Origin of the sequence: Caulobacter ginsengisoli (genome assembly GCF_030814835.1) — a bacterium.
In the GTDB taxonomy this organism is placed as follows: Bacteria; Pseudomonadota; Alphaproteobacteria; order Caulobacterales; family Caulobacteraceae; genus Caulobacter; species Caulobacter ginsengisoli.
Window position 1 is genome coordinate 60002 of the sequence record NZ_JAUSVS010000010.1, and the last position, 13652, is coordinate 73653.

12 protein-coding genes are annotated in these 13652 nt (G+C 58.1%); all 12 read right to left on the reverse strand.

Going from position 1 to position 13652, the window contains the following annotated elements:
* Positions 1 to 5 precede the first annotated feature (5 nt).
* The 12 genes from QO010_RS20050 to QO010_RS20105 all read right to left on the reverse strand — a co-directional run bounded on the left by QO010_RS20050 (position 6) and on the right by QO010_RS20105 (position 13375).
* Positions 6 to 1229: a radical SAM protein gene (locus QO010_RS20050; protein WP_307352166.1), complete on the reverse strand. Its 1224-nt coding sequence runs from the start codon at positions 1227 to 1229 to the stop codon at positions 6 to 8.
* Between the two features lie 524 nt (positions 1230 to 1753).
* Complete coding sequence (locus QO010_RS20055) at positions 1754 to 2032, reverse strand: hypothetical protein (RefSeq protein ID WP_307352167.1); 279 nt, start codon at positions 2030 to 2032, stop codon at positions 1754 to 1756.
* Positions 2033 to 2350: 318 nt separating this feature from the next.
* On the reverse strand, positions 2351 to 2593 hold the full coding sequence (locus QO010_RS20060) for a hypothetical protein (RefSeq protein ID WP_307352169.1): 243 nt from the start codon (positions 2591 to 2593) through the stop codon (positions 2351 to 2353).
* A 100-nt stretch (positions 2594 to 2693) separates the two neighbouring features.
* A complete protein-coding gene (locus QO010_RS20065) occupies positions 2694 to 5369 on the reverse strand; it encodes a type IV secretory system conjugative DNA transfer family protein (protein ID WP_307352170.1) in 2676 nt (891 codons plus the stop codon).
* Positions 5370 to 5373: 4 nt separating this feature from the next.
* Entirely contained in the window at positions 5374 to 5751 is a 378-nt protein-coding gene (locus tag QO010_RS20070) for a hypothetical protein (RefSeq protein WP_307352172.1), read from the reverse strand.
* A 113-nt stretch (positions 5752 to 5864) separates the two neighbouring features.
* A complete protein-coding gene (locus QO010_RS20075) occupies positions 5865 to 6332 on the reverse strand; it encodes a RidA family protein (RefSeq protein WP_307352173.1) in 468 nt (155 codons plus the stop codon).
* Between the two features lie 11 nt (positions 6333 to 6343).
* Complete coding sequence (locus QO010_RS20080) at positions 6344 to 7006, reverse strand: GntR family transcriptional regulator (RefSeq protein ID WP_307352175.1); 663 nt, start codon at positions 7004 to 7006, stop codon at positions 6344 to 6346.
* 21 nt (positions 7007 to 7027) lie between these two features.
* Positions 7028 to 8632 (reverse strand): flavin monoamine oxidase family protein, encoded by a 1605-nt coding sequence (locus tag QO010_RS20085; RefSeq protein WP_307352177.1) that lies wholly within the window; start codon positions 8630 to 8632, stop codon positions 7028 to 7030.
* Complete coding sequence (locus QO010_RS20090) at positions 8629 to 9582, reverse strand: 2-phosphosulfolactate phosphatase (RefSeq protein ID WP_307352178.1); 954 nt, start codon at positions 9580 to 9582, stop codon at positions 8629 to 8631. Before QO010_RS20090 ends, QO010_RS20085 begins: the two co-directional genes overlap by 4 nt.
* 78 nt (positions 9583 to 9660) lie before the next feature.
* Entirely contained in the window at positions 9661 to 10092 is a 432-nt protein-coding gene (locus QO010_RS20095; RefSeq protein ID WP_307352179.1) for a GlcG/HbpS family heme-binding protein, read from the reverse strand.
* A gap of 233 nt (positions 10093 to 10325) precedes the next feature.
* Entirely contained in the window at positions 10326 to 11477 is a 1152-nt protein-coding gene (locus tag QO010_RS20100; protein ID WP_307352180.1) for a trans-sulfuration enzyme family protein, read from the reverse strand.
* A gap of 242 nt (positions 11478 to 11719) precedes the next feature.
* Positions 11720 to 13375: a sensor histidine kinase gene (locus QO010_RS20105; protein ID WP_307352182.1), complete on the reverse strand. Its 1656-nt coding sequence runs from the start codon at positions 13373 to 13375 to the stop codon at positions 11720 to 11722.
* Between the last annotated feature and the right edge of the window lie 277 nt (positions 13376 to 13652).

The window sequence follows — 13652 nt, forward strand, 5'->3', positions numbered from 1 at the left end:
CGCCGCTATCGAAGTCCAACGTACTCGGCGTCGAGGACCGACATGATATCGTCAAGTGGGTATTGGTTCCGAGCCAGATACCTTACCACTCGCTCGTAGTAGGTCTGTAGGCCATTGCAATATATAGACGGATTGTTGAGACCACGTTCACTACTATACCGATTTTCCAAGTCTCCTCCGCCACACATGTTTGCCCACGTGCAGCCTCGGCAGCCGTCAGGTAGGCTCGCGAAAGCTCCCTCAATGTTGCGGAATATAGGCTGAGAGAGCCAATCTCTTAGCGTCGTGTCGGATACCGACGTCGTTGGCATGCTCTGCCGCCAAGACTTTGCGGGAATATACGAATCGTCGATCGAGAGAAAACCATCAGACTGGACAATGATGACGGGATTTCTGACGCGACCCGTAAATGGACCCGGGATCATTTTGCTGAAAGGGGCCAGCGCCTTTTCACCTTCCCGGAACCTTACCGCAGGACGCCGGGACCATTCCTCAAACAAGTCCCAAAGTGCGTCACCGTACTCTTCCGCGGGTCTCCCGTCCGGAATCCCGTCTTCGTGACTTGAGTCCGGCAAGAGAACGCCAACACTCGAAACTCCCAAGTCATCGACCAAGAACTTGAAGATGTCACGGTAGTCGTATCCAGCCCGGAGAACCATCAACACCGATGGCTTCAGACATGGGTGCTCGGAAGCGCGTTCCTTCAGGAGCCTTATTTTCTCGATGGTCTTGTCAAATGTCGGGCGGCCTTTTCGATCGTACCGATACGCGTCATGAAGAGCCTTTTCGCCGTCAATGCTGACGCAGACATTGACCTGGTGTTTAGAGAGTACTTCAAGCCAACGGTCGTTTATCAAAAGCGCATTGGTTTGAACGTGAAAGCGAGGGTTGGCGACGGTGCCAAACTCTTCGCGTATCGCTTCGCACATGGCATCGAATACCGACGGCTTGAGAAGGAGCGGCTCTCCGCCATGGAAGACAACCTTCACCGTCGGGATGTTCAAATCTAGCATCCCGTCCCGCAAAAAACGCGCGGTAGAGACAATGGTGTCAAGAGACATCAACGGGGGTCGGTCCTTGTAGGACTCGTCTCCGCCAAAGAAGTAATAGCAGTAGGAACAGGCCAAATTGCACCGTTCCGCCACCTTCAAGATGACTTCAATTTGCTGATACCGCCCATCGAGAACCACGTTCTCATCGGGCGCAGTGATGTTGTGGGTTGCGCCCATTTGGGTCCCGCCGATCAGTTAAAGGGAGGTCTTGGAAAGGGCGCGGGAAGAATGCGAATGTCCGCGCAATCCCTAACCGTCGCCCTCCAAGTAGTCGTCCCAGGAGAGCTTGCTGTAACTGCCGCTGCCAGTTTGCGTGTAGGAGCCGCCAGACTGATTGAAATTCCCGCTTCCGTTTTGCCCATGGGCGGTACCGGAGTTTTGCGAAAAGGAGCCTGACCCAATCTGGGTGTGGGACCCACCACTCACGTAGGCCAGCTCGGACGGATCAAGGAGCCGCAGTACGATTGAAGAGGCTTCTTGACCTTGGGCGGCCTCAGCTTCGAGAGCCTTTCGAAGGTTCGATCCAGACATCTTTTCCCCCTCTGGGATGCGGAGAACAACGGTATTCCATGCCGCTCTAGTTGTCGAGGCCCCTGACCGCCAGCGTTGGCTGAGTCGCCTTCACTTTGGACTACTGCTCCGCAAACGGTCGCTATCTGGACGCGACCGGATAGGCCGTTGCGGTAGACCGAAATCCGCGGTTAACCGTCGCCTTCCAAATAGTCATCCCAGGAATACTTGCTGTAGTTCCCGGAACTGCTCTGATTGTAGCCACCGGCGTTTTGGGTGAAGGAGCCTGTTCCGGTTTGTGTGTGAGTTCCTGCATTCTGCGTGAATGAGCCTCCCCCGGATTGGATATGGCTTCCCCCGCTCACGTACGACAGCTCGGAAGATTCAAGGAGCCGCATCACAATCGACGAAGGCTCACTGCCCTCAGCAGCTTCGATTTCAAGAGATTTGCGGAGTTCTGTCTTAGCCATTCCAATCTCCTGCTTGCTTGTCGAACAACGGTATATAAACGCGCCTAGGTTGTCGATCCCTTTGCTGAGGAGCGCGGCGGGAACGACCCAGGTGTCAGGTAGCGCCCAAGCAGGCCGTCCATAGCAGATCACATTCATCGCCGCGCGAAGGTCGGTCTTGTGCGGCTTTCCCTGGATTTGGTCTCCGAGGCCAGCAACCCAAGCCACACCTCTGGCGCGTCGATCAGGTCGCTCGGTACTATTCGGTTTAGATGGCGGCTCTCTGAGCCCGCTCAGCCCACATCCTGAATCACCCAGCCACGCCGCGCGCCAGTTCTTTTAGTCTTGCAGGTAGTCGTCCTCCCCCGACTGGCTGTAGCTGCCAGAGCCTTGGGTATAGGAGCCGCCATTTTGCACGTAAACGGGGGCCCCGGTTTGTTCATAGGTGCCACCATGCTGGATATGGCTGCCGCCGCTCACATGGTCGAGTTCGGACGGTTCCAGCAAGCGGACCACCATCTCCGATTGACCAGCAGACTCGGCGGCTTCGCTCTCAAGCATTTCATGAAGCTTAGATTTCATGACTTCCCTCAGAAATTGCGGCGAGAATACGCTACACATACGCGAATGGGTTGTCTATGGCACGCTTCGTGCGCCGCGGGGCTAACCGGCAGAAATCCCGTCACTCTTCCTTCGCCCGCGACAAGATGCGGGCGACTGCCGCCCGCCGCTCGGTGGCCTCGCCAGGGGAAATGGCCCTCCGCGAACTCGTCACTCGATACCCGAGCACCACCTTCTCCTCGGGCTCTGGCACTGAGAGTGCATCAAGTGCCGCTACCATCTCCTCCGTGGTGAGGAACTCGACCCGGGCGAAGTCCTCTGGAGCGAGCCGGGCTTCCGCCGATTGCCGGATGGCGCGCCGGCGCTTGGCGTCGGGCGCTACGGCCCAGATGCGGGCAAACCCCGCCCGGAGGCACTTTGCCAGGTTCTGTGCCTCGTATTCCGGCGTTGAGGTGACGGAGATCTCGCACGCGACCGACAGCTCACCCTGGTGGAGTCCCACGTCGACCTGGCCGCCCTCGACCGCCTCTTCGATCACCGCCCGCAAACCGCGCTCTTCGGCGAGCCGCTTGATGAGGTGCTGGACGTAGCGGTGCTGCGAGCCGCCTTTGCCGGCTTCGGCTGGTGCGGGCCGCGGCGGACCTGGTGCCCTTGGTGCGGGCGTCTCAGCCGGCTCTTGGATTGGCGGCGTGGAATCGACCGACTCTGGTCTGGGGTCGCGGGCACGTGGCGGCGTCTCGTCCCGCGCAACTTCTGGGGCAAAAGACTCCGGCTCCGCAACGCTTGGCCGTGCGAACGAGACTTCGTCGAGCGTGCCGCAGTACGCCGCGCGGTTGCGCTCCAGGAGCGCTTCATACTCCTCTTCAACAAGGATCGGCTGGCGCTCCAGGAAACCGAGTGGCACGGACAGGCGGATCGCGTACGGCGTCTGGTGCTTCAGCCACACCGCGAACTCGGACGTTCCCTGCCGGCGCTTCATGCTCTCGATGAAGTCGGAGGAGGTGTGCAGCTCGTCGGCCATCGCGCGGGCGTCCTTCGCCGAAACACCGCCGGCGCATTTCATCGACGTGTTGGCGTGGATCGCGGAGCGCAGCCGGGGCGACAGCTGGTCGAGCGTCTGGTGCGCGAGCGTGAGCCCGACGCGGTATTTGCGGGCCTGGTTGAGGATGGTTTCGATAGTGTCGTCGAAATACTCCTGGGCCTCGTCGACATAGACCATCGTGGGTGTGCGGTCGGCCGGATCGACCGTCGAACGCTCAAGCGCCGCCTGGGCCAGCATGGCGATGAAGAAGCGGCCGAAGAGCTGGCTACCCTCCGTCTTGAGGAGGTCTTTGGCGGTAGAGACCAGGATGATCTTCCCGTCCTGCATCGCCTCGAAGAGATCGAGCTTGTTCTGGCGCTGTGCGAACATCCGCTCGAAGGCCGGCGTCGAAAGCACGCCCCACAGACGCCGGAGGATCTGCTTCTTAGTCGCCGCGAACGAAGGATGGAAGAATTCGGTCTGGAAGAAGTAGCGGGCGGAGCCGTCAAGCTGCTCCATCTGCGCCTTGAACGGCCGCCCGTCCTCCATGAGCTGCATGAGGGTGTGGATGGTGGCACCGGGGATCGTGATCATCAGTCGGGCCAGGTATTTGAAGATGACGCCCTGCTTCTGGGTCAGCTCCGCGCCGAGCATCGCGCCGAAGAACGTCTCGTAGAGCTCGATGACGCCATTGAGGATCCTCTCGCGGTCTACCGGGCGATACGTCTGGACTCGCTCCAGATGCGCATCGAACAGGTTTAGGGCTGCGGGAAACTCGACGTCGGCTGGGTCGATGAGGATGAGGCGGTCGGCCAGGCTGCCGGGCGTCTCGGGGGAGAAGAGCGAGAGCCGGGACAGCCGGTTGATGAGATCGCCCTGGCTGTCGATCACCACAACCGACCGCCGCTCGGTCTGTGCGGCGACCAGGTCCCCGTGGATCATGCGCTGCATGAGCTGGGTCTTGCCGTGCCCCGTGCCGCCTACGATGTGGCAGTGCTCGAACCGAGCTTCCTCGGGGACGTGGAACGGGACCGGCAACTCCATGAGAGACGCGAACGGCGAGCCGGAGAGATACATCTCGACCAGCTCCGCTGGGGTCTTCTTCGTCTGCCGCGTGGGAATGATGAGCCGGTGCGACAGCTCGTGGATGTTGGCGTCAGGCGGAAATCCGGACGCGACAAGGAGGTTGGTGGCGTACCGCTCCCTGAGGCTGAGGAAGAGTTCCAGCCGCATGGTCTCGTCGTCATACGGGAACAGGAGCAGGTGCTGGACGAGATCGGCCGGACGATCGACCAGCTCGATGAGCGGCACCTCGAACGAGGGGTTCTCTTGGTCCCAATCTCTGAAGCAACTTTCAGGCAGCGCTTCGATGAGCGCGTCGCAGGCGGCTCCAAGCTGGCCGGTGACGATCCCATGCAGGCGGTTGAAGTCGGCGGCGTAGCGCCGTCTGCGGGCGAGCATCCGGCGGAACTCGACACCGACCGACACGTCGCTCTCGATGGCCGGCCAGATCGGTTTGATCGGTCCGATGCTTTCAGCGCGGAAGAGCGCCTCGGCCGCTTCGCAGAGGGACACCAGGATGGGAAGTGCCGGTGTCCGATCCGCCCGCCGCATGATCTCCTTGACGAAGGAGAGCGCCAGGTCGGACGGGTCGTTCTGCGAAAGCGGCGACGCCTGCCAGAGCGCCTGGGTCTCGTGCCAGGCTTGACGGGTCTCGTCGAGTTCGCGTGTCCGGCTATCGCCCGAGAGCCAGTTGCGGAGATTGCCCCAATCCATGGGCCTAGATCACCACGACCTCCTCGCCACCAAACTGGGCGGCGGCGCTCAGCACCTGGGCGAAGGTCTTAGCCGCCTCGCGGATCTGGTCCTCGATAGCCAGCATCTCCACGATGTCCTTGCACTCGACCTTCTTGCCGCCGACCAGGTCGTTGACGGAGACGTTGATGGTCATGGCCTTGTAGGCGAAGCGGGTGGCGACGCCGAGCAAACCGCTGCCACCACTGATCTCGTGGCTGGCGTACAGCTCGGTCTCACCGAGCTTGTATTTGCGGATGTTGGCCTGCTCTTCCTCCGTGAGGTCTGCTCGGACACTGAGGGAGAAGACTGGTTTGCCGCCCAATAGGCCGGCGCGTTGGTCGCGGCGAAGTAGGAGTTTCAAGGGACACCCCGCTCAATCTGAGAAATCTGCCTAATAGAGAAATGTGGCCTAAAAACAATCCCAGATTGTTCGTGCGCTCGATTCGTTCCCACGCTTTGACTGAGATCGGGTATTCATTCCGACATGCTGTAGGTGGCCTTTAGAACAACGGGCACGTTGCGGACCAGTGAGGCAACGCCGATCGCTCCTCTAGAGTGTTTACCCGCGTCGCCGAAAGTTAGCTCGAACAATTCCGAGGCAGCATCGGCTACTTCGCTGTGCTGAGTAAAAGACGTGACTGAATTCATGAAAACAAGCACATCGACCACACCTGCAACGTTATGAATATCCTGAAGCAGGGTGTCGTAGAGGCACGCCAAGGAATTGGCGACGCACCAACGCGCAGCTTCTTTGGCCTGCTCGATCCCGATGGATGAACCGATTTGCCCCACCAATTCCGTACCGTCGTGCTGACGCGGTGTTACGGATGATATAAAGACAAGACTCCCAAGTCTGCGGCCGGGCAGAAAGCGATTTTCGTACGTTAGCCGCGGTAAAGGGAAACCACGCTCCAACATGATTTCAGCGATGCGCCAGTTCATTCCCTTCTAGCTCAAGCAACCACCGCGTTGCTCAATCTCAGCCGGGTGGCGGTCTCCTTCAGGTGTTGAACAGCACACTCGCGCGCCAACATCGGCTCGTGAGCTTCCACATGATTGAGCAATTCCGCGTGCTCACGTGCAATTTTCTGCATGGTTTGCTTGTCATGAAGTGCTGTCAGGCCAATGATCTTCTGTAAATCCTGCCAAGTTCTCATGATGTGAGCTGCATAGGAAAATTGCGCTCTCTCCGCCAGCATGCAATGAAACTCGGCGGCATGTTCCATAAATAATGCCTTATCGCCGGTCACAGCGGCGCGTCTTTGTTCTTCTATCTCGGCACGAAGGCACGCGACATCTTCATCGGTGGCTATCACCGCGAGATGCGCAGCCACGCGGCCTTCGATGCCAGCGCGGAGGTCGAGAAGCTCTGCCATCTCCCCCGCCGTGACTGTTCGCACTATAACTCTATCGTCGGCACAGCGCTCAAGTAGGCCTTGCGCAACGAGAGTTGAAATAGCCAAAGCCATTCCCCTAATAGACAGCTTCAGCCTTTCAGCGAGAAGCTCGGGGTTCACTACCTCCCCCTGGGAAAGGACACCTGCGCCCAGCAGTTGCTTGAGCGCCCGAAGTGCGGCGCTATGATCTGTTGTTTCTACTTCAACCGCGGAAGTCATGATTCCCCCTCATGTTCAGCGTTACATATTTTCCAACGACGATGACGGTGGAGCTGCGGACAGAATCCCTTTCACCCCGATTAACGCGGTCTGAATTGCGCCCTGAATCCAAGCGTGTGCCACAGAGATGTGTTCTCCGGCGAAAAATACTCGGGGGCTAACCGCAGGATGAGGGTCCGTAAGGGCAGCTTGGTACCTATAATGCTCTCCAGGTGCAAAATAGGCAAAGGCTCCGCCGCCCGGACTTCCCCCGTCGTCCCAAGCGATGTGAACGATATCATCGATCAAATTCACCCGACCGGGGTGCAAAGCCTCGATACCCTGGAGAACGTCCATCTCCCGCTCGTTTGTTGGCAACGATGCCAGCCGTCTGGCGTTTGTTTCCCAAGCGTAGGAAGCGGTCAGCACGCCTGGCGAACGCGAGACTGCTGAGCTCTTCCCCTTCCACAACCTCGGTGCGTGGCTGATACTTTCTTCCTCGGCTTCAGATCCTGTGTAGCCGGCGCGATAGTCTTCGGAGGCCACCGCAGCGTTGTCTGACGGGTACCAGCATTGCTGGAAGGGTAGGTCTGAAAAGGAGCCGCCGCCGAAAATTTCGTCATCGAGCTCCCAAAAGCGTCGCTTCGCATGAACCAAGGTCTTCGCAGCGCTAGCATAGGAAAGACCGTTCAACGCACGCGCCTTAGTCCATGGGAGCGGGGGGGAGAACTGAATTCTTGCTGTAGGGGCGGCTGGTGCAGTACAAAGAACGTAGTCAAATCTTTCCTTTTGGGGATTACCCTGGCTGGAGCTGTAAACGAAAACTCCCTTATCATCGATCTCAATGCGCCGAACTAACGTTCCTAAATGAATTTTTCCTGATATTTCGGAGACCAGCCGTGAGACGAGTAGATCCATGCCGCCAATGATCTCAAGCTGATCAACTCGAAATAGACCAAAATAGTCGATCAACGTTTCTAGGAATGAGGCGCGTTCATACTGAATCATTCCCGTACAATGGCCAATATACTCCACAGCCTCTTCACTTAGGCCAACCATCCGAAGGTACTGCCGCAGGGATATTTCGTCATACTCACGGGTACGTTCCGATTTGAGATTGGAGCCAAACATTTCCCATTTGTCCGGCGTTGTTAATGAAGCCATCGCCACTTTCATCGTGTCCTCAAATACTCTGAGTGGATCACGTTGCTCGTTGGGAAGAACGTCAAAACGGCTCGTTACTACAGGAAAATGCCTAATCTTTACCCGTTCACCGCGGATGAGATAGAAGGCGTTAGGATTATGATTTACAAAGGGTCGTGTCTTTAGGTCCAACTCCCGAATATAGTGCAAAGTACAGGCATGATTGGCCGGTAACCGCATCGCACCCAACTCACCGTAGGTGCCATCTGGGAATCGGTGAGTCCTAATTCGACCGCCCGTGCGATCGGAAGCTTCGTAGATCGTGACCGTATGCCCCAGCTTTTCGAGTTCGTAAGCACCAACGAGGCCAGCTACTCCTCCTCCGACGATACAGATCTTTTTCCGGGCGCCTGGCACGTCGTGAGAGCCTATGTCGCGTGGAAATGCGAATGCTGCGTCCAGGGAGAACGGCGCCTCATGCAGCGAGTTCGTCAGATTTGTCATCCGCGAGGGTCTCCCGCGCTGGCCGATTTGGCACCGTCAACCACCAATTCGGGATAGACAAACGGCCGATCTGAAGGGTCGGCAACTAAACTTATTTCGGCCATTTTAGACCACAAATCTGGATCGCGTAGACCACGACCCGATACTGCGGCGCCAATATCGGCCTGATGCCCGATGTCATGCATGAGCCGGCCAACTTGGGCTTCTCGAAGCTTTATCTCGACGGCGTCAGCACGAAAAAACTGCCTCTCTAGGTAGTATCTACCAAGTACGAGCATCTGATGTGCTTCGTCGTCCAAAAGCTCTGGCGACGTAAAGCCTCGCGATAGGAGGCTGTTGATCGCTATTCCGGACGCGATATTGTCCTCCAGAGACCCGCTTCCGTAAAATCCTCCGCAAGTAAACCAAATGCGATCCGGCTTTCGCCTCAAAATTGCGTCTACGGTCGTTTCTATATTGGCAAGACTTAAGGCATGAATAGACCTAAAGTGCGCCGCCACCAGCACGCCTAGTGCTCGGGAACCGTTCGTGGAAAAGAATCTGAGATAGGTATCGGCGAAATCTGTCTTGGTAATTGAACAGGGAGAATTCCCTATTATTCCTGGTATAGGATGTCCTTGCTCATCCTTGCCAATGATGGGCTTACCATCCAATTCGCCGCCGAATACCCACCTGCCTAAGTGGGCGAGCCCATGTGGCGGAACGAAGGGGTAATCTCCAGTCTTTGGTTTGATGTCAACATAGATGCCCTTGCAGCCGGCGGCAGCCACGCCAACAAGCGTAGTTGTGGCTCGCAGGATATCAACAAATACCGCACATGTATGCTGTGCAATATCAGTAGGAAAGTGCTCGAATTTTCTCTCAAACCCAGTGGGCGCTTGTGAGCCAAGGATTCTGTAGTGGTTGAGCGAACCGGTCCACACCACGGATTGAGGAGGTGTTTCCAGCAAGGTGCCTCTCCGAGGAATACCATCCCGCGGCGGGACAGGACCGCTTGCTGTGTCGCCAGGGTGAGACAATACGGCGGGCTAAATGCTGTCGGCACCGATAGATTTCAGGATTGCTTGGGCGATCGCTGCGTCCTGCTCAACCGTCCCCCCAGCAATCCCCAGGCCACCGCTTAGCTGGCCGTCGAACCTTAGTGGAATGCCTCCCGGGATATTGGTCAGGAGGTTGCCGGCCGCCATTGGGAGTGTCAGCGCCAAATCGGCGGGCATCCAGCCTGTCGCCCGACCCGTTGACGCTGCAGTATTTGCCTTCCGCCGACTTGTTTCAGCGCTATGTGCTGTCGCGCCATCCGCTTTAATGAATGCCAGAAGGTTCATACCGGGGTCCACTATCGCTACGGAGACCCGAACCTGAGCGTTTGCGCCTTCGGTCAGCGCAGTGCTCAGCGCATTGAGGGCCGCCTGCGCAGTGATGACCGATACCTGCCGGGTGGGAGAGATTTTTTGGGACATAGTGTTTCAACCTGTGCAGGTAACGATACCAAAGAGAGAGTACGAGTCAAGGTTGTACGATTGTCATTTTCTACCGGAGGATCCCCATCGTCGAATGGGCGCCACAGCTTGTTCGTTGGTTCGCAAGCCGCGATTGGAGGCGAGGCGTCCGGGAGGTGCAGAGGTCCAATTCTGCCGAGTACCGATCTATGTTGCGGACAGCTACCGCGACCTAAAGGAGGCCGACCAACTCTCTAGTCTCGCCACGCTTGTTCCAGGTCGTCGATAAGATCCGAAATGGACTCCAGTCCTGCGTGAAACCGGACCACTGTTCCGTCCGGAATGGCATCGACGGATCTCTGCCCAGATAAATCACATGGAAGCACCAGGCTTTCAAAGCCGCCCCAAGATGCCCCTATGCCGAAAATTTTAAGCCTATCAATAAAGTTTGGTATTTTTGGCGTTAGAGACTCTTTGAAAATCACTGTCACAAGGCCGTTCACACCCGAGAAGTCTCGCCGCCACCAGTCGTGGCCGGGATGGTCTTTCAGCGCTGGATGAAGGACAGCTTCCACGCCGTCCAGGCGACGGAGCCAGTGGGCTAGCGCGACGCTGGACTCACCCTGTCGTTTAAGGCGGACGCCCAAAGTTCGCATCCCTCGAAGAACTAGATAGGCGTCATCTGGCGAAACTACTTGGCCATAGAGGCGGGAGGCGCGCTTCACATTAAGGCTGGCATTGGCGCTGGAAGTCACCACCCCCATCATCACGTCACCATGTCCGCACAGGTATTTCGTAGCAGAGACAATCGAGATGTGAGATCCGAGTTCAATCGGGCTGTTGAGATATCCAGACGAATATGTGTCGTCCGTGATAAGCGTTATCCCGAACTGGCGAGCTGCTAGGGCAAGGTCCGGAACATCCATCAATTCCATAGTCACAGACCCTGGAGATTCGGCAAATATTACTTTAGTTTTATCTTGAATAAGATTGCGTATATTTGAAATTTTTGAAGAAAAATATTCTACAATCACTCCTTTTGATGCCAGCAACTCGTCTGCAATCTCTCTGGTTCTATGAAACACATTGTCAGCGATAAGGAGATGATCGCCAGCCGAGAGGGCGCTAGTCAATATACTGGCCAGGGCGGCTACTCCAGAAGGGAATAGAACGGCGGTCTTGGCTCCGAAAAGGTCAGCCAACGCCATTCGCAACGCATCCGAGGTCGGGGTACCAAATCTACCATATAGGAAGGATCCTTCCTCAGTTTCGTGCTCTTTTTTTGCCGCTGCCAAGGCGGATAGCGTTGGAAAAATGACGGTACTCGAGCGCACAATGGGCGGAGCTACTCCACTTGGAGTTCCGCTCAGCCGCCCATACATGGCAAGCTTGGTTTCCCTTTTCATTTTCACCCCTTGCTATATATAAAACTACTGAACTAGGAGGCACCCTCACCTTACTTGTTGAGCATCCAGAGAACGGGTCGTGCATCATCTCAACCGCCACCGTCGCTATACCAATTCAACGCATCGGGGAAGGGATCCGTTCGCGTATGATGGGTTGAGTCGTTAGGTTTCATTTTCGCCGAACGGGAGCGGCGATGGGCGCTGGATGGGACGCTATCTTCGGCGTCGAGATGCGCCGCACCTTAGATCGGTGATCCTGATGCGGGTAGCTCAACAACAAACGTCGATCCTGTCCCGACACCCTCAGATTCCACCCAGACGCGACCGTGGTGAGCTTCGACGAACACCCTGGCTAGGTAGAGACCAAGGCCGGTGCCCAGAAGGTTGGCCTTCAGCGCATCGGCGCGGGAGAACTTCTGGAACAGTTTCGACGCTGTTTCAGCCGGAATGCCCACCCCGGTGTCGACAACCTCAATTCTCACCACCGCCGGCGCTGCGCTCAGCCGTACGGTCACCGAGCCTTGCGGCGTGTACTTGATGGCGTTGTCGATGAGATTGCCCAGCACCTCCTTCAGTTTGCCGGCGTCGCCCTGGACGATGTGGCTTGAGCCCTCTTTGGAGAGTGTGAGCCTGATCCCTTTTTGCTCGGCGGCGGGCTGGAACTCCTGGACCAAGTCGGCGGCGATTGTTCCCAGGTCGACCGGCGAGACATCGTAGGTGAGCTGGCCGAGTTCGAGTTTGGACTTGTCCAGGTACTGGCTTCCGAGATGGAGAATGTCGCCCGCCCGCACATAGATCTTCTGCACCATGTCGCGTACCGAAGCGGACAGCGGGCCCATGTCGCCGTCGAGGGCGTTGGTCGCCGCTCCCTTGATGAAGGTGGCGGGATTTCTGATCTCGTGCGTCGCGAGCGACATGAACTCGGAAAGTTGCGTGTTGCTCGCGGTCAGGTCGGCCGCCAGCTTTTCGATCCGCTCGCGCTGCCGGATTTCGCGCGCGACACTCCGGACCAGAAGGCCGCTTGCCGACGCGGTCAGAGCGAGCGTCACGGCGACCAGAACCCGGTTGGCGGTGGACGTCACGAATGCGAACTCGGACGCGATCAGGGCGATGATTGCGACCGCCAGCACCTGCGCGCCGAAGGCTCGCAGGTTGAACGCGTGGTATCGGACGATGAGGTATCCGAGGGCGCCGAGAAGGACCGGCATCCCCAGGAGGCCGTATATCTCGAAGTTGTAGGCGTACTCGACGGCCGTCTCTTTGACGAGGACCGTGACCGCGAGCGTGCTCGCCATGAAGAAGCCGAGGAATGCCAGCACGCCAGCGGATGCGACCAGGGCCTCACCTCTCTTCGCTCTCGGTGACTTCCGGATGTGGACGGCGGCGAGGATGGCCGCGGCCACGATGACGATGCCCTGCACCAAGTAGGGGTAGAGGGTGAGGAGCACGTGCTCGATCGCTTCGCAGGTGTCGGCGTTGTAGCCGAGAAGGGTTTGCCCAACGCCGGTCCAGAGCGCCGTCGGAAGGATGAGCACCAGGCCGCCAATCAGGTGCCAGTCTGGGGGCGGTTTCCCGCGCAGAAACGCGTGGAGGAACCAGTATGCACCGACGAAGAACAGCAGCGCCGTAAGATCGAGGAGCGACCACGCCCACATCACGGCGGCCGAGCCGAGGAACACGAACCAGCTGACGAGGTCGAGCAGGCACCAGGCCGCGAAGCCCGCACAGACCGCCGCGAGCGCGACACTTGCCGGGCTACGGGCTTTGAAGAGGACGTAGCCCCCGAACAGTAGCGCCAGGATCGCCGGCGGGACATGGGTGTAGAGAAGGAGCCCCAACGGTATCTGGGCGGTGACATAGTCGTAGCAGTACTGCACGTGGATGAGGGCTGCCGGCATAGGTCAGGGGTGGGCCGCCCCGCTCGGGCGTGTGCAGCGCTCGCCCTCAGCCGCCGTGTCGTCGCTGCAGAACGCAACGGTGCAGGTCTCTCGACCGGCACAAGAGAAAGCCGTGCAGGAGTGCTCCTCAAGGCACGTTGGCGCTTCCCGCGCCTGCAAGGTTGCCTTGGCATACGGCGTCGCATCACAGCTGGCCTCGGCGTCTTCCCCACACTTCGTGACAAAGCAGGAGCCGCTCGTCGGATCGCACGGAACCGATGCGGTGATCAGGTAGTCG